15 protein-coding genes are annotated in these 15,048 nt (G+C 70.6%); 7 read left to right on the top strand and 8 right to left on the bottom strand.

The window, feature by feature from the left end; translation table 11 throughout:
- The first annotated feature begins 16 nt into the window (after nt 1-16).
- The 3 genes from ACFMRZ_RS05495 to ACFMRZ_RS05485 all read left to right on the top strand — a co-directional run bounded on the left by ACFMRZ_RS05495 (nt 17) and on the right by ACFMRZ_RS05485 (nt 3,032).
- Nucleotides 17-772: a GAF and ANTAR domain-containing protein gene (locus ACFMRZ_RS05495; protein WP_400178181.1), complete on the top strand. Its 756-nt coding sequence runs from the start codon at nt 17-19 to the stop codon at nt 770-772.
- A gap of 64 nt (nt 773-836) precedes the next feature.
- Nucleotides 837-2,255: an amidase gene (locus ACFMRZ_RS05490; RefSeq protein ID WP_400178180.1), complete on the top strand. Its 1,419-nt coding sequence runs from the start codon at nt 837-839 to the stop codon at nt 2,253-2,255.
- Nucleotides 2,256-2,282: 27 nt separating this feature from the next.
- Nucleotides 2,283-3,032, top strand: a complete 750-nt coding sequence (locus ACFMRZ_RS05485) for a glutamine amidotransferase (protein ID WP_400178179.1) — start codon at nt 2,283-2,285, stop codon at nt 3,030-3,032.
- Nucleotides 3,033-3,044: 12 nt separating this feature from the next.
- Here ACFMRZ_RS05485 and ACFMRZ_RS05480 read toward each other — a convergent pair whose 3' ends face one another.
- Nucleotides 3,045-3,341, bottom strand: coding sequence for a hypothetical protein (locus ACFMRZ_RS05480; protein WP_400178178.1), 297 nt, complete (start codon nt 3,339-3,341; stop codon nt 3,045-3,047).
- A 245-nt stretch (nt 3,342-3,586) separates the two neighbouring features.
- Here ACFMRZ_RS05480 and ACFMRZ_RS05475 point away from each other — a divergent pair, with 245 nt between their 5' ends.
- Complete coding sequence (locus ACFMRZ_RS05475) at nt 3,587-4,234, top strand: response regulator transcription factor (RefSeq protein ID WP_280272502.1); 648 nt, start codon at nt 3,587-3,589, stop codon at nt 4,232-4,234.
- Between the two features lie 16 nt (nt 4,235-4,250).
- Here the strand turns inward: ACFMRZ_RS05475 and ACFMRZ_RS05470 are convergent, their stop codons facing one another.
- Complete coding sequence (locus ACFMRZ_RS05470; protein WP_400178177.1) at nt 4,251-5,618, bottom strand: NtaA/DmoA family FMN-dependent monooxygenase; 1,368 nt, start codon at nt 5,616-5,618, stop codon at nt 4,251-4,253.
- 11 nt (nt 5,619-5,629) lie between these two features.
- On the bottom strand, nt 5,630-6,844 hold the full coding sequence (locus ACFMRZ_RS05465) for an LLM class flavin-dependent oxidoreductase (RefSeq protein ID WP_400178176.1): 1,215 nt from the start codon (nt 6,842-6,844) through the stop codon (nt 5,630-5,632).
- 350 nt (nt 6,845-7,194) lie between these two features.
- On the opposite strand from ACFMRZ_RS05465, the gene ACFMRZ_RS05460 reads away from it, so the two are divergent.
- A complete protein-coding gene (locus ACFMRZ_RS05460) occupies nt 7,195-7,911 on the top strand; it encodes a GNAT family N-acetyltransferase (RefSeq protein ID WP_400178175.1) in 717 nt (238 codons plus the stop codon).
- 180 nt (nt 7,912-8,091) lie between these two features.
- Here ACFMRZ_RS05460 and ACFMRZ_RS05455 read toward each other — a convergent pair whose 3' ends face one another.
- The 3 genes from ACFMRZ_RS05455 to ACFMRZ_RS05445 form a co-directional block, all read right to left on the bottom strand.
- Nucleotides 8,092-8,457: a metalloregulator ArsR/SmtB family transcription factor gene (locus ACFMRZ_RS05455; RefSeq protein WP_280272498.1), complete on the bottom strand. Its 366-nt coding sequence runs from the start codon at nt 8,455-8,457 to the stop codon at nt 8,092-8,094.
- Nucleotides 8,458-8,461: 4 nt separating this feature from the next.
- On the bottom strand, nt 8,462-9,706 hold the full coding sequence (locus ACFMRZ_RS05450) for an MFS transporter (protein WP_400178174.1): 1,245 nt from the start codon (nt 9,704-9,706) through the stop codon (nt 8,462-8,464).
- A 312-nt stretch (nt 9,707-10,018) separates the two neighbouring features.
- Nucleotides 10,019-10,654 (bottom strand): TetR/AcrR family transcriptional regulator, encoded by a 636-nt coding sequence (locus tag ACFMRZ_RS05445; RefSeq protein ID WP_400178173.1) that lies wholly within the window; start codon nt 10,652-10,654, stop codon nt 10,019-10,021.
- Nucleotides 10,655-10,800: 146 nt separating this feature from the next.
- Between ACFMRZ_RS05445 and ACFMRZ_RS05440 the strand changes: the two genes are divergently transcribed.
- Nucleotides 10,801-11,559 (top strand): SDR family NAD(P)-dependent oxidoreductase, encoded by a 759-nt coding sequence (locus ACFMRZ_RS05440; protein WP_400178172.1) that lies wholly within the window; start codon nt 10,801-10,803, stop codon nt 11,557-11,559.
- Nucleotides 11,560-11,617: 58 nt separating this feature from the next.
- Here ACFMRZ_RS05440 and ACFMRZ_RS05435 read toward each other — a convergent pair whose 3' ends face one another.
- Nucleotides 11,618-11,980 carry an ArsR/SmtB family transcription factor gene (locus ACFMRZ_RS05435; RefSeq protein ID WP_400178171.1) on the bottom strand — a complete coding sequence of 121 codons (363 nt, stop codon included), beginning with the start codon at nt 11,978-11,980 and terminating at the stop codon, nt 11,618-11,620.
- 80 nt (nt 11,981-12,060) lie between these two features.
- Between ACFMRZ_RS05435 and ACFMRZ_RS05430 the strand changes: the two genes are divergently transcribed.
- Entirely contained in the window at nt 12,061-14,112 is a 2,052-nt protein-coding gene (locus tag ACFMRZ_RS05430; RefSeq protein WP_400178170.1) for a heavy metal translocating P-type ATPase, read from the top strand.
- On the opposite strand, the gene ACFMRZ_RS05425 is transcribed toward ACFMRZ_RS05430, so the two are convergent.
- Nucleotides 14,097-14,963 carry an SGNH/GDSL hydrolase family protein gene (locus ACFMRZ_RS05425; RefSeq protein ID WP_400178169.1) on the bottom strand — a complete coding sequence of 289 codons (867 nt, stop codon included), beginning with the start codon at nt 14,961-14,963 and terminating at the stop codon, nt 14,097-14,099. The genes ACFMRZ_RS05430 and ACFMRZ_RS05425 overlap by 16 nt on opposite strands.
- Nucleotides 14,964-15,048 lie beyond the last annotated feature (85 nt).

The following is a 15,048-nucleotide window of genomic DNA, read 5'->3' as shown; positions in this document are numbered from 1 at the left end:
TTCCGGGAGGCGCCCGATGACCGACGAACTGGCCACGGGAGTGGCACAACTGACCGGGCTGCTGCTCGCCGACGACACCATCCTCGCCCGCCCGCAGGACATCGCCGACATCGTCGCCGCCATGCTGCCGGACAGCCCCCTGATCGGGGTGACGCTGGTCTCGGACACCACCGTGAGCGGCAGCTGCGCGGCGGCGACCGCGCTGCTGCCCGAAGAGTCCCGCCACGTCGACGACCCGGGCCCGTACCAGACCGCGGTCCGCACCGCCCGGCCGGTGTCGGTGCCGGACCTGGCCGACGAACCGCGCTGGCCCGGCTACGCCGCGCGGCTGCTCGCCCACGGCCTGCGCTCCCACGACGTCTGGCCGCTGTCCAGCGACGACGACGTGATCGGCACACTGAGCATCTACGGACGCGAGCGCGGCGGCGTGGACCCGGCCGCGCGGGACACGGTCACCTTGATCGCCGGCCACCTCAGCGTGCTGCTGCAACTGGCGATCGACGCCAACCGGCAGAGCGCCCTGACCGATCAGCTGCGCGCCGCGCTGGGCTCGCGGTCGGTCATCGATCAGGCGCTGGGAATCCTCATGGGCCAGCACAATTGCGATCGCGACAGCGCCTTCGGCATCCTGCGCACCGTGTCCAACCGCCGCAACGTCAAACTGGCCGCCGTGGCCGCCGATCTGGTGCGGTCGATCGACGGCGCCGCCTCGGTCACCGCGCACTTCGACGAGCCCGTGCCGGCCCGGCGGCAATCCGGGCGCGTGCGCTAGGCGGCGCGACCCTGTGCCTATTGTCGAGACGGCACCACGCCGTCACCGGAGAGGCACCCAGCACATGACCGACACCGTCCACACCTTCACCGACGACGCCCTGGGCACCCTGGACGCCGTCGCACTCGCCGCCGAACTCCGCGCCGGGCGCCGCGGCCCCGGCGAGGTGCTCGAGGCGGCCATCGACCGTGTGCGGCAAGCCGATTCGCGACTCGACGCCGTGCAGGCCGAATGTTTCGACCGCGCCCGCCACGCCACCCCCGGCACCGGCGTCTTCGCCGGGGTGCCCGCCGTGATCAAGGACAACACCGACGTCGCCGGCCTGCCCACCTGCCACGGCTCGGCGGCGTTCGTCCCGCGCCCCGCCCGCCGCAGCAGCGGACCGGCCACCCAATTCCTCGCCCAGGGATTCGCCCTGCTCGGCAAGTCCACCCTGCCCGAATTCGGGCTCACCGCCAGCACCGAATACGTCGACCGGCCCGCCACCCGCAACCCGTGGAACACCGAGCATTCCGCCGGCGCCTCCTCCGGCGGCTCGGCCGCCCTGGTCGCCTCGGGCGCGGTGCCGATCGCGCACGCCAACGACGGCGGCGGCTCCATCCGGATCCCCGCCGCGGTCAACGGCCTCGTCGGCCTCAAACCCACCCGCTGCCGGCTGCTCGACCAGCCCGGCGTGCGGCAGCTACCGGTCCACCTGGTCGCCGAGGGCGTGCTCACCCGCACCGTCCGCGACACCGCCCACTACCTCGCCGCCGCCGAACGCTTCCGGCCCCACCCCGCGCTCCCGCCGATCGGCCTGGTCGAAGGACCCACCGACCGGCCGATGCGGATCGGGATCGTGCGCCACGACATCCTCGGGCGCGCCGTCCACCCCGAGACCGAGGCCGTACTCGACTCCGCCGCACGCACTCTCGCCGCCGCGGGCCACGACCTCAGCGAGACCCGCCTCGCGGTCGACCCCGGATTCGCCGAGGACTTCAAGACCTACTGGGCGCTGTTCGCGGTCATCATGTCCGCCTCCTTCACCGCCACCCACCCCGCCTCGTTCCGGCCCTGGAAACTGGACCCGTTCACCCGCGGACTGGCCCGCAAGGTGTTGCGCGACCCGCGCGCCGTGCCCCCGGCGGTGCGGCGGCTGCGCACCGGCACCGCCCTCTACGACGCGCATTTCACCGACTTCGACGCCCTGCTGTCGCCGGTGCTGTCCCATCCCGCGCCGCGCCTGGGCGAGCACTCCCCCGACCAGCCCTTCGAGCAGCTGTTCGACAAGCTGATCGACTACGTCGGCTTCACCCCGTTCAACAATGTCGGCGGCGGCCCGGCCATCGCGGTGCCGCACACGCTGATGAGCGCCAACCTGCCCGGCTCGGTGCAACTGTCCGCGCCCCGCGGACAGGAACGGGATCTGCTCGACCTGGCCTACCAGCTGGAACAGGCCAGCCCCTTCCCGAAGATCACCACCGGCGTGGACACCGCGGCCTGAACCCGCCCGCGGCCGATAATCGCAGACATGCCCCTACCGTTCCTGCTGTTGCAGCTGCGGCCCGAACACTCCGCGGCCGACGACGAGTTCCGAGCCGTCGAACGCATCTCCGGACTGGCCCCGGGCCGGCTGGTGCGCATCCAGATGGACCGCGGGCTGCCCGAGCTGGAACTCGACGAGTTCGCCGCCGTGATCGTCGGCGGCGGACCCAGCAACGTCAGCAACCCCGACGACCACAAATACGAGTACCAGCGGCGATTCGAGCCGACCCTGCGCGAACTGATCGCCGAGATCGTCCGCCGCGACTTCCCCTACCTGGGCGCCTGCTACGGACTGGGTATCCTCGCCGACGTCCTCGGCGGCCGCGTCGGCCGCGAGCGCTACGCCGAGACCGTCGGCGCCCAGACCATCCAACTGACCCCGGACGCGGCGGCCGATCCGCTACTGCAAGGCCTGCCGCGCTCGTTCCGCGCGTTCGTCGGCCACAAGGAATCCTGCCAGGACGTCCCGCCCGGCGCGGTACTGCTGGGCACCTCACCCGGCTGCCCGGTGCAGATGGTGCGCGCCGGCCGGCACGTCTACGCCACCCAGTTCCATCCCGAACTGGACGGCGACGGCCTCGCCCTGCGTATCGAAACATACCGGCATGCGGGATATTTCGACCCGGACGAGGCCGACTACCTGATAGCGCTGGGCCACCGCGAGACGATCACGGTGCCCGGTGAAATTCTGCGCCGGTTCGTCGCCCGCTACGGCGACGACCGGCTCGGAAACTGAAGCGCGGCAGCCTTATTCGGCCGCCGGGGCGCCCTGGGTCCCCAGCACGAAGCTGCTCTGCCCGTTGCCGTCCACGCCGGCATCGAGGATCTTGTCGTCGAGGAACGCCGCGGCCTGCTGGTCCAGGAAGATACGCGAGCCCTCGGCGGTCATCACCTGGTCGTCGGCCGCCGGTTCGGCGGCCAGCGCCAGCTGCAGCGTCTCGGCGCCGTCATCGGTGAAAATGCGCAGGCCCGCGTCCTGCGGGGTGCCCTCCGCCGAGGTAATCGTGCGAACGACGTCGATGGCGGTGGGAGTAAGCATCAGCATTGTCGGGTTTCCTTCCCGCGGTTGTGGGAGTTCTCGGTCGGCAGTGCGTTCTCCTCCGAGTAGCCAGCGAGTCGGAGATGAAACACACCTGTCGCGATCCATGACAGATCCCCAGCTCGAGCCGATAGCCGACACGCCGCCGGGCGCGCCGCCGCCACACCCCTGCTCTACCGCGGCCGCGACGCCGGGCGCACACTGGACGGACACAGCGCTGCGGGGACTTCCACAGAAGGTGAAGGCACAGCATGATCAAGGTGTTCCTGGTCGACGACCACGAGATCGTCCGGCGCGGACTGGTCGACCTGCTGTCGGAGGATCCGGAGCTGACCATCGTCGGCGAGGCCGGTGACGTGGCCCACGCACTGGCCCGCATCCCCGCGCTGCGCCCCGACGTCGCCGTGCTCGATGTCCGGCTGCCCGACGGCAACGGCATCGAACTGTGCCGCGACCTGCTCTCCCGCATGGACGAGCTGCGCTGCCTGATCCTCACCTCGTTCACCGACGAGCAGGCCATGCTCGACGCCATCCTCGCCGGCGCCAGCGGCTACGTCGTCAAGGACATCAAGGGCATGGAACTGGCGGCGGCGGTGAAGGCGGTCGGTTCGGGCCGGTCGCTGCTGGACAATCGCGCCGCCGCGGCCCTGATGGATCGCCTGCGCCGCAGCACCGAACCCGACGGCCCCCTGGCCACCCTCACCGACCAGGAACGCAAACTGCTCGACCTGCTCGGCGACGGGCTCACCAACCGCCAGATCGCCGAACGCATGTTCCTCGCCGAGAAGACCGTCAAGAACTACGTCTCCCGGCTGCTGGCCAAACTCGGCATGGAACGCCGCACCCAGGCCGCCGTCTACGCCTCCAAACTCCGCACCGGGCAGACACCGCCGCACTGACCCGGGCACGCGGCGATCAGGACCCGGTGGCGACCGCCGTCGCGGAATGCGCCTGCGGCAGACCGAGATTGTCGCGCAGCGTCGTGCCCGCGTACTCCGCGCGCAGCACCCCGCGGTCCTGCAGCAAAGGCACCACCTGGTCCACGAATTCGTCGAGGCCCCACGGCACCAGATGCGAGCCGAGAATGAACCCGTCCGAGCCGTCCTGCTGCACGAACGCGTCGATCTGCGCGGCCACCTGCGCGGGCGTGCCGACCAGCGGCCCGCGCTCGAATTGATCGATCACCACCTCGCGCAGCGAGAGCCGCTTGGCCGCGGCCACCTCGCGCAGCCTCGCCGCCGTCGCGAAACGGTCCTGGTGCACGAAGGCGCGGCCCTGGATGAACGGCGGCGCCTCGGGATCGGGATCGATATCGGGCACCGGGCCGTCGGGATCGTAGCCCGACAGATCGCGATTCCAGATCTGCTCCAGCAGGATTACCGCGGTCTGGCCGGTGACCTGCTCGCGGCTGATCGTACGGAACTTCTCGACCGCCTCCGCCTCGGTGTCACCGAGCACGAAACTCGCCGACGGCAGAATCTTGATGTCGCCCGGCGCCCGGCCCGCCGCGACCGCACGGGACTTGATGTCGCGGTAGAACTCGACCGCCTCGGGCAGCTTGCCGTACGGGGAGAAGATGGCATCGGCGTTCGCGGCCGCGAAATCGCGGCCCTGCGGCGACACCCCGGCCTGCAGGAGCACCGGCCGTCCCTGCGGGCTGCGGGGCACGGTGAACCGGCCGGAGATGTCGAACTGGCTGCCATGCACCGCGAACGCGCCGGCGTCGGGGCGAGCCAGGAACCGGCCCGCGGCCCGGTCGGCCACCACATCGCCGGCGTCCCACGAATCCCACAGGGCGCGCACGGCATTCACCGTCTCCTCGGCCCGCACATAACGGTCGGCCGGATCGAGGAACCCGCCGCGGCGGAAATTCTGGCCGGTGAACGCGTCGAACGAGGTCACTACGTTCCAGGCCGCGCGGCCACCGGACAGATGGTCCAGGCTCGCGAACCGGCGGGCCAGTTCGTAGGGTTCGTTGAAGGTGGCGTTGATCGTGCCCGCCAGCCCCAGATGCTCGGTCACCGCGGCGATCGAGGCGAGCACGGTGAAGGTGTCGGGCCGCCCGATGATGTCCTGGTCGAAGATCTTGCCCGCGCGCTCGCGCAGGATCAGTCCCTCGGCGAGGAAGAAGAAGTCGAACCGGCCGCGTTCGGCGGTGCGCGCGGTGTGCTCGAACGTCGTGAAGTCGATCTGGCTGCCCGCCCGCGGATGCCACCAGGCGGTGTGATGATTGACGCCGCCGAGATAGGCGCCCAGGATGACCTGCTTACGGGAAGTACTCACGAGAACCTCGCTCACGCGGTCGCGTAACGGTTGGGGACAGTGGTCGGCAGGCCCAGCAGCCCGCGCAGCGAGCCGTCCGGATAGCCGGTGCGGAACAGGCCGCGGCGCTGCAACGCGGGCACGAGCCGGTCGGCCACGGCGGCCAGATCGTCGACAGCGACACCCGGCCGCAACCGGAATCCGTCGATCCCCTGTCCGCTCCAGGCGGTCAGCAGATCCGCGAGTTCGTCCGCGCTGCCCGCGAAAACCGCGGCGTCGGAATCGAATTCGGACCCGGCCGTCTCGTTCAACCGCGCCAGGCGCTGAGGTCCGGATTCGGCGTCGGTGTCGAGGAACACGACGAGATCGGCGTAGACGCGCAACCGTTCCCCGGTCCGGCCCACCCGGTCGGCGGCGGCCGCGACCTGTGCCAGGATCGGTGCCGGGCCCGCGGCGCGGCCGGGCGTGACGAAGACCAGATCCGCTGCGCGCGCGGCGAATTCATAGATCAGCGGGGCGTGCGCGAGCGCGGTCACCACGGGCTGGCCCTGCGGCGGGCGCGGCGTGATCGAGGGCCCCCGGACGCTGAAGAAGCGGCCCTCGAAGTCGATGTAGTGCAGCTTGTCGCGATCGATGAACCGGCGGGTGGGCACCTCCCGGATCTCCGCGTCATCCTCCCAGCTGTCCCACAGCCGCCGCGCCACCTCCACGGCGTCGGCGGCCTCGTCGAACAGCTCGCGCACGTGCTCGGGGAAGGTGCCCGACGCCGCGGCCGCCGCGATCTCCGCGACGGTCAGCTCCGGCGCCACCCGGCGGCCGAAGTGGGCGGCCTCGGCGGCGGTCGCCGATACCCGCACCTGCCAGCCCGCGCGGCCCCGCGAGGTGTAGTCCAGCGTGGCGATCGCGGTGGACACGTGGAACGGTTCGGTATGGGTGGTCGTCACCGTCGGAATCAGCCCGATATGGCGGGTCACCGGTGCGACGCGGGCCGCGATCAGATGCGCGTCGATCCGCGCGCGCACCTGATCGACGGCCCCGTCGTCCCGGCCGTGCCGTGGGCCCGGCACGGCCAGGCTGTCGTCGAGGGTGACGAAGTCCAGCAGCCCGCGTTGCGCGGTGGTGACCAGATCCGTCCAGTAGGCGGGTCCGAACAGCTCGGCGGGCCGGGAATTCGGCTCCCGCCACGCGGCCGGATGCCAGCCCGCGCCGTCCAGCGCGACGCCGAGGTGCAGTGGGTTCGGTGCCATCGTCTCCCGTTTCTGTGCAGGCGCGAGTTGTCCTGCGGGACAACGCGCGAAGCACCCGCCGCCGCCACCGACCGGCGACCGCGAGCGCGGCCGCGGACCGTTCGGCCCGGCCGCCACCGACCGCATAGGGCGTGCTCACCGCGCATTCCCCCGCCGGACGCCGGGGCGGAACCTGCGCTGTCAACGATTCCGATCAGCTCGAGCGAGGGGAAATAGGCTGTCGGCGAAGGGGTTTGCGGGAATACAGTGTTCGCCGGGTTGTCCGAATCGTGGTGAGCGCAACCACTGCCGCCGGTCGTGCGCGCCGCTACCGTGCTCTCGTCGAAGACTGCTGCGGAGGAGTGTGTGTGGTGACCACTGAGTCGACCATCGACGCCGGAACCACGCTGCACCCCTTGGACGATCCGGTCCGGGGATCGCTGCGCGGCGCGCACCGCCGGTTCGCCACCTGGGCGGGCCGCATCGGACGCTACGACCCCGAGGTCGCCGGATTCATCGGCCACCCGCCCGTCCTGAGCGACCAGGACTGGGCCGATCTGGCCACCCTGCTCGGACCCGGCGGCAGCGCCGGACTGCGCGGCGGCGACCATGCCCCGCCACCCGGCTGGACCGTGCTGGATCGCCTCGCATCGGTACAGATGGACGGCTCGGCGCTGCGCGTCGCCGACGACCCGGACCTCGAGGTGCTCACCGCGGCCGACGTCCCCGAGATCCTGGCGCTGATCGCCCGCACCCAGCCCGGCCCGTACGCGCCGCGCACCATCGAAATGGGCACCTACCTCGGTTTACGGATGGACGGCCGACTAATCGCGATGGCGGGCGAACGGCTGCATCCGCCGGGCTGGACCGAGATCAGCGCGGTGTGCACCGACGCGGAATTCCGGGGCCGGGGCATCGGCTCCCGCCTGGTCCGTGCCGTCGGCGCCCGCATCCGCGCCCGCGGGGAGACACCGTTCCTGCACGCCCTCGCCCGCAACACCACCGCGATCGGCCTGTACGAGACGCTCGGATTCACGCTGCGGCAGCGCTCGGCGCTCACCCTCGTCCAAGCCCCCGCACGTCCTTGACCCGGATGCCGCCGATCAGGCCGCGCTGCCGCTGAACACGGCCGTCATCGTGCTGAAAATCCCCGCGACCACTTCCAGAAGCTCCATGGATACGCCTGACCTTTCGATTCGTCGGAAGGCGCAAGCATGCGCGGCCGATATGACCGGCACGTTATGTGCGGGTGAAACCGCCGCGCCCGGTCAGCCGTGCGGAGGCTCGCCGGTGACGACATGGTCGGCGTGGTTGAGCCCTTCCCGGACCAGGCGGGCCAAATGACCGTCGCGAATGCGGTAGATGACCCGCCTGCCCTCGCGGCGGGTTTCCACCAGCCCGGTGAAACGCAGTTTCGCCAGATGCTGGCTGACCGCGGTACGCGACGCCCCGCACGCCTCGGTCAACGCGCTGACATCGGCCTCGGTCTGCGCCAGCATCCACAGGATGTGCAGCCGGGTCGGATCCGACAGCATCCGGAAGGTCGCCGTGGCAGCGTCGAGATGGCTCTGATCCGGTGCGACCGGGTGCACCAGGCTCGGCGCCGGTGATCGATCCGCGGGCGCGCCGTCCATCTGGTCACCGCCCTCTCGCCACCGCCATGCCGGTCCCTGCCGCGACGACCGCGGGCCACACCCGCGCCGCCGCACTGGCTGCCAGTGTAGCGACGCAGGCCAGCGCGACCGCCGCGACCGCCTGCCCGGCGGCCGCGCCCACCCAGCCCGCGACGGGATAGGTCAGCAGGAAACCCGCGTGCGACAACGAGAACTGAGCGGTGAACACCGCCGCCCGCGTCTCGGGAACCGAGTGAGCGCGCAACAGCCGCGCCGAAGGCGTGTTCACCATCGACGTCCCCGCCCCCAGCACGATCCACGCGACCGCCAGCAACACCCACTCGAGCCCGGGGCCGGGCCGCAGCGCCGCGAGCGTGGCGGCGATCAGCAAGCCGATCGGCAGCACGGCACACCCGGCGAGCATGAGCCGCCGATCCGCCACGACCGCCAGCAGCCGCGGCACGGACAGGGCCACCACCATCGACCCGCCGCCGAAACAACCCAGCGCCACGGCCACCGCGGACCCGGACGCGCCCAGCAGATCCCGCACGTACACAACGGTATTCACCACCACCAGCGCCGTCGCCGCGGCGACCGCGAGATTCATCGCCAGCAGACCACGTAACACGGGGTGGCCCAGCATGATCCGGGCGCCCCGGGTGATCCGGTCGGTCAACGCCCCGGAGTCGTCGGCGGCCACCGTCCGCGGCAGCCGCGTACGGATCACCAGCGCCGCCGACGCGACGAAACCCGCTGCGGTGCCGACGAACAGCACGTGATACCCGGCGACGGCGAGCACCGCCGCGGCCACGGCCGGACTCAGCAGCGATTCCAGATCGTAGGCCAGCCGCGACAGCGACAATCCGCGCGTGTAGTCCTCCTGGTCGACCAGTACCGCCGGGATCACCGACTGGAACAACGGCGTGAACGTTGCCGACGCCGACTGCAACACGAAGACCAGCACATACACCTGCCACACCGCGTCGACCCACGGCAGCGACAGCGCGACAACCGCCCGCACCACATCCGCCGACACCAGCACCCGCCGCCGCGGCAGCCGCTCCGCCAACGCCGAAATCACCGGCGCCACAGCAACATACGCGACCATCTTGATAGCCAGCGCCGTACCGAGCACCGCCCCCGCCGCACCCCCGGCCAGATCATAGGCCAGCAGCCCCAACGCCACCGTCAACAACCCGGTCCCCACCAGAGCCACCACCTGCGCGGTGAACAGCCGCCGAAATTCCCGATACCGCAGCACCCCGATCACACGCCACCCCTTCTCCGAGCCGCACCGACACACCCACGCTACATCAGGTGCGCACTTGCGCACATAACGTCCGGAGTGCTCGGCAGCCGCGACAGGTCATCCGGCGGTCAGTCGAGAGTCGTTGCCGGCCGACCTGGTCAACCCGCAGGCCCGCAACGCTCGCATGGCCAAACGATCAGGCACCCTCGAACGGCTCCAGCGCCGCATCACCGAACTCGAACAGACCAACCTCGATCGGAAGGCTGTGACTACCGGTAACCGGCTCGGAACCCCTCCAGCACCCGGTGCCGGTGTACGAATGCCGGTTTCGGATCAGGCTGGTCGATCGGTGGTGTAGCGGGCGAGCATGGTTTCTACGGCCTGCTCGACGGCGTAGCGGATGTCAGCGGCTGTGGGGTTCCAGTCGGTCAGCAGCATGCGGGGCCACAGGACGTAGTTGGCGATCATCCCGAGGAACTGGTTGGCGGCGCTCTCGGCGTCCGGGACGTCGGCGTTACCGGCCTCGTGCTCCGACTCCAGGTAGTGCTGGACCGAGGTGAAGTAGGGCAGCTTGCCGAGCTGGAACTGCATCCGCCCCAGTTCGGGGAAGCGGGGCAGCTCGGCGATGACGATGCGGAACAGGGCTGTCATGCCGGGCCGGCCGATCAGGTCGGCGTAGCGATGGCCGATGGAGGTCAGGCCGGAACGCAGGTCTCCGGCCTGAGGCCGTGCGACAGCGCCTCCGGCGTCGCGCTGCCAGGACTCGGTGACGATGGCCTCGAAAAGGGCTGCCTTGGTGGGGAACTGCTTGAACAGGGTGGACTTCGAGACTGCCGCCCCTTCGGCAATGCGGGCGAGGGAAGTGCCGTCGTAACCGCGGTGCAGGAAGAGGTCCGTGGCTGCGGAGATGATCGCCTCACGCTTTTGCTGGGCGAGGCGGCGGTGATGTGTGGAGAGCTCTGCTGCCATGCGTGCAGTATGCCCTAGCTCCGAGGCGAGTCACTTGACTCGCCTCCTTTGTTCTGCCTACAGTGCGATGAAAGGCGAGTCGATCGACTCGCATCTGATTGTGGCGCCCGCCGTCTCTCGGGTGTCGTGCAATGAGGGAACAGCTGATGACAGTCGACAGGATCGCTGTGGTGACCGGTGCGAACCGCGGCCTGGGCCGGAGTACGGCTCTTGCCTTGGCGGCGCGCGGAGTGCGGGTCGTGGTCACCCATCGCGGTGATGCGGCCGGGGCCGAGGAGACGGCGCGGCAAGTGCAAGCTGCGGGCGGGACTGCCGCTGTCGTGCGTCTCGACATCAGCGACGTCTCCTCTTTCGGAGCCTTCACTTCCGAGTTGAGCGGACTGCTCGAGCGGTGGGGGGTTTCGCGGCTCGATATCGTGGTCAACAACGCGGGGGTGGGTATCTTCGGCCCGCTGGAAACGGTCACAGCCGACGACTTCGACGCGGTGTTCGCCACGAACGTGCGGGGCACGTTCTTCCTCATCCAATCGCTTGTGCCGTTGCTGGCGCAGGGGGCCCGGGTCATCAACGTCTCGTCGTCGTTGACTCGCCACACCAGTCCCGCGACCTCGGTCTACTCCGCCTCGAAGGCCGCCGTCGAGGCCCTGAGCCGCACCCTGGCCGCAGAACTCGGCCCCCGCGGCATCCGAGTCAACTCCATTGCCCCGGGGCCGACCGCCACCGACTTCAACGGCGGTGCCATGCGCGATGACGCCCAGATGCGCCAGGGTCTCGCCGGGCAGACCGCGCTCGGCCGCGTCGGCGAACCCGAGGAGATCGGCGACGCCATCGCCACGCTGGCGTCCGAGGGCCTGCGCTGGATGACCGCCCAACGCATCGAGGTCTCCGGCGGCGCCCTCCTCTGACGGGGCCGCGGTGTTCGCGAGGGAGCACGGCCTGCTGCCGGAATAAGCGGGTTCGGTGTCAGGCCGAGTCGGCGGGTTCGTCGGTGATGGCCAAACCGAGGTGTTCGATGTGGTAGACCGCCTCGTCGAGCAGCATGGCGACGTGATTGTCGTACAGGCTGTAGATCATGCTGCGCCCCTGCCGGGTGGCGGTCACCAGACCCAGCGCGCGCAGCAGGCGCAGCTGGTGAGAGACCGCCGACTGTTCCATCTCGACCGCCTCCACCAGGTCACCGACGGAGCAGGCGCCGTGCCGTAGGCGCGTGAGAATGCGCAGGCGGCTCGGCGTGGCCAAGGCCTGCAGGGTGGCCGCGACGGTGGCGGCCGAGTCGGCATCCAGCTGTGCCGGGGGCGTCGTTCTGCCCTGGACTCCGTGTCCCACAGGCGTTACTGTACCGCCCGGGGTTCACATGAAGACGTCTTCATGTATTCCTGTATGGTCGGATCGAGGACGGAGTAGGTATGACGACATCGCTGCTGGACCGCTCGCACGCCGACCGCGTGCGCCCCGGGCACGGTTCGCGGACTCGCGTCCTGGCGCTGCCCGAGGCGCGCTGGGCCGCGATCGCGACCGCGTTGTTCGTCGCCGGGGCGGTGGCGCAGGCGACCGGTATGCCGCCCTGGCTGTGGTGGGCGCTGTACCTGTCCTGCTATGTCAGCGGCGGCTGGGAGCCGGCGCTTGCGGGCCTGAAAGCGTTGCGGGACAAGACTCTTGACGTGGATCTGCTGATGATCGTCGCCGCGCTCGGCGCCGCGGCGATCGGCCAGGTCTTCGACGGCGCGCTGCTGATCGTCATCTTCGCGACCTCCGGCGCGCTCGAGGCGGTACTCACCCAGCGCACCGCCGACTCGGTGCGCAGCCTGCTCGACCTGGCCCCCGACCGCGCGACCGTCCTCGACGACGGGCGCGAGCGGCTCGTCGACGCGGCCGACCTGATCCCGGGCCAGGTCCTGCTGGTGCGTCCCGGCGAGCGCATCGGCGCCGACGGCACGGTGCTCTCCGGCGACAGCGACGTCGACCAGGCCTCCATCACCGGTGAGCCGCTGCCGGTCGCCAAACACACGGGCGACGAGGTGTTCGCCGGAACCGTCAACGGCACCGGAGTCCTGCGGGTGCGGGTGGACCGCGCGGCCGCCGACTCGGTCGTCGCCCGCATCGTCGCCATGGTCGAGCAGGCCTCGGCGACGAAGGCCGGGGCGCAGCTGTTCATCGAGAAGGTCGAGCAGTGGTATTCGGCCGGGGTCGTCGCGGCCACCCTCGCGGTGCTGTTGGTGCCCTTGGCATTCGGCGCGGAATTGCGGTCCGCGCTGCTGCGTGCGATGACGTTCATGATCGTGGCCTCGCCGTGTGCCGTGGTCCTGGCGACCATGCCGCCGCTGCTCGCCGCGATGGCCAATGCCGGAAGGCACGGCGTCCTGGTCAAATCGGCGGTCGTCATGGAGCGACTCGCCACCGTCACCACCGTGGCATTCGACAAGACGGGAACCCTCACCCGAGGCACTCCCGAACTCCACGACATCCACTGCCTGCACCCGGACATCGACGCCGACCACCTCCTCACCTTGGCTGCCGCGGCCGAACACCCCAGCGAGCACCCACTGGCCCGCGCCATCGTCACCGCGGCCGGCCGCCGAGGCCTGATCCTGCCCGCCCCAACGCATTTCGACTCGATGCCCGGCCGCGGCGTCCGCGCCACGATCGACGACCACGACATCCGAGTGGGCAATCCGGCCCGTCTCCTGCCCGCCCCGGCACCCGCGCTCTCGAGCCCCGCCGATTCGGCTCATGAAGTCGGCTCCGCGGGCCGCACCACCGAAGGGGCCGAGGCGGTCGCGACCACGGAAGCCGAGCACATCACCGCACTGGTGGCGGCAGCGGAGTCGGCGGGCCGGACCGCCGTGGTAGTCCTCATGGACGGCACACCCGTCGGCGTGCTGACCGTCGCCGACCAATTGCGTTCTGCCGCTACCGATATCGTGCCCGCTCTCACCACCCTCACCGGGACCCCTCCGATTCTGCTGACCGGCGACAATCCCCGCGCGGCACAGGCACTCGCCGACCGGGTGGGCATGACCGATGTGCGGGCGGGCCTGCTGCCCGAGGACAAGGTCGCCGCGGTGCGGGAACTCGAAACCGCTGGGCACCGGGTGGCGCTGGTCGGCGACGGGGTCAACGACGCACCCGCCCTGGCCGCCGCACACACCGGAATCGCCATGGGCCGCACGGGATCCGACCTCGCCCTCGACACCGCCGACGCGGTGATCGTGCGCGACGACCTGACCACCGTCCCCGCCGTCCTCACCTTGGCGCGTCGCGCGAAACGAGTGGTGGTGGCGAACCTGACCATCGCCGCGGCCTTCATCACCGTCCTCGTGGTCTGGGACCTCGCCGGGAATCTGCCCCTCCCCCTCGGCGTCGCCGGTCACGAGGGCTCCACCGTCATCGTCGGCCTCAACGGCATGCGCCTGCTGGCCGCCCGCGCCTGGGCCGCTCGGCCCTACACCCCCAGCTGAGCGACGATCCGCTCGGCGACCTTCTCGGTCCCCACCGCGTTCGGATGGTAGAGGCCCGCCACGGCCGTCGGATCGGTGCGTTGCGGCAGGTGCTGGAAATCGAAGACCCAAGGATCATCGGTGCAGGCGGTGTGGTCCGCGGCGGCGGGGACGGTCACGGTTTCCGCGCCGGTGGCCCGGGCGGCGCGCTCCGTGGCGGCGACGAGGCCGTCGTAGGTGCGGCGGGCGGCGACGGCCTGTTCCGGTGTCATCGGCGCCGCGGCGCAGGTAGTCGCATCGGCGGGGAGCACCGGCAGGTACTGAACCAGCAGCACCCGCGCCTGCGGTGCCCGATCATGGACCGCCGCAACGATATCGGCCAGGGATTGGGCAACCGCGTCGAACGCGTCCGGGGTAGCCGGAGCCGCCCGGGTCACCCGGTCGCACAGACCCGACACACCGCCCGCCAGCAACTCGCAACCGCTGCCGGCCAGCATCGAGCCGACCAGATTCAGGTCGTTACCACCCACGGTGACGGTGACCAGTCGCGTGTAGGAGGTGACCGCGCCGATCTGCGGCGGCATGACCGTGCCCGCGACGGTCTGCGACCGATTCAGGACATCGGCCGTGGTCGCCCCCGAGCAGCTGACATCGACCAGGTCCAGGCCCGCGGCGACGGCAACCCGATGGGCGTAGTTCAGCCCGGACCGTGCACATGGGCCATCCTCCACGGGCTCCAGGCCCGGCCCCGCGGCATACGAACTCCCCAGTGCCACATAGCGTTCCCCGGCCGGTACCGTCACTGCCTGAGCCGTCCCGCCGCACAGCGCCACCGCCGACACCGCGGCCGCCAACCATCGAGATCTCACCATGAACCTCCGCACCAATCCCCACACGCCGCCGAGTTGGCACGAGCGTACCCGTCGATCCGAGCGGGACAACAGCTCGCCGCGGCCA

The sequence above is a fragment of the Nocardia sp. N2S4-5 genome (assembly GCF_044628355.1).
GTDB classification, from domain to species: domain Bacteria; phylum Actinomycetota; class Actinomycetes; order Mycobacteriales; family Mycobacteriaceae; genus Nocardia; species Nocardia wallacei_B.
The sequence above is the reverse complement of the archived record's forward strand: the minus strand, read 5'-3'. Positions and strand labels throughout refer to the sequence as shown.

What these genes read in the sequence shown, in the direction of transcription:
- ACFMRZ_RS05485 (WP_400178179.1), top strand. Translation starts at nt 2,283, where the DNA reads ATGCCCCTACCGTTCCTGCTGTTGCAGCTGCGGCCCGAACACTCCGCG.
- ACFMRZ_RS05495 (WP_400178181.1), top strand. Translation starts at nt 17, where the DNA reads ATGACCGACGAACTGGCCACGGGAGTGGCACAACTGACCGGGCTGCTG.
- ACFMRZ_RS05480 (WP_400178178.1), bottom strand. Translation starts at nt 3,341, where the DNA reads ATGCTGATGCTTACTCCCACCGCCATCGACGTCGTTCGCACGATTACC.
- ACFMRZ_RS05490 (WP_400178180.1), top strand. Translation starts at nt 837, where the DNA reads ATGACCGACACCGTCCACACCTTCACCGACGACGCCCTGGGCACCCTG.
- ACFMRZ_RS05430 (WP_400178170.1), top strand. Translation starts at nt 12,061, where the DNA reads ATGACGACATCGCTGCTGGACCGCTCGCACGCCGACCGCGTGCGCCCC.
- ACFMRZ_RS05425 (WP_400178169.1), bottom strand. Translation starts at nt 14,963, where the DNA reads ATGGTGAGATCTCGATGGTTGGCGGCCGCGGTGTCGGCGGTGGCGCTG.
- ACFMRZ_RS05440 (WP_400178172.1), top strand. Translation starts at nt 10,801, where the DNA reads ATGACAGTCGACAGGATCGCTGTGGTGACCGGTGCGAACCGCGGCCTG.
- ACFMRZ_RS05445 (WP_400178173.1), bottom strand. Translation starts at nt 10,654, where the DNA reads ATGGCAGCAGAGCTCTCCACACATCACCGCCGCCTCGCCCAGCAAAAG.
- ACFMRZ_RS05465 (WP_400178176.1), bottom strand. Translation starts at nt 6,844, where the DNA reads ATGGCACCGAACCCACTGCACCTCGGCGTCGCGCTGGACGGCGCGGGC.
- ACFMRZ_RS05475 (WP_280272502.1), top strand. Translation starts at nt 3,587, where the DNA reads ATGATCAAGGTGTTCCTGGTCGACGACCACGAGATCGTCCGGCGCGGA.
- ACFMRZ_RS05455 (WP_280272498.1), bottom strand. Translation starts at nt 8,457, where the DNA reads ATGGACGGCGCGCCCGCGGATCGATCACCGGCGCCGAGCCTGGTGCAC.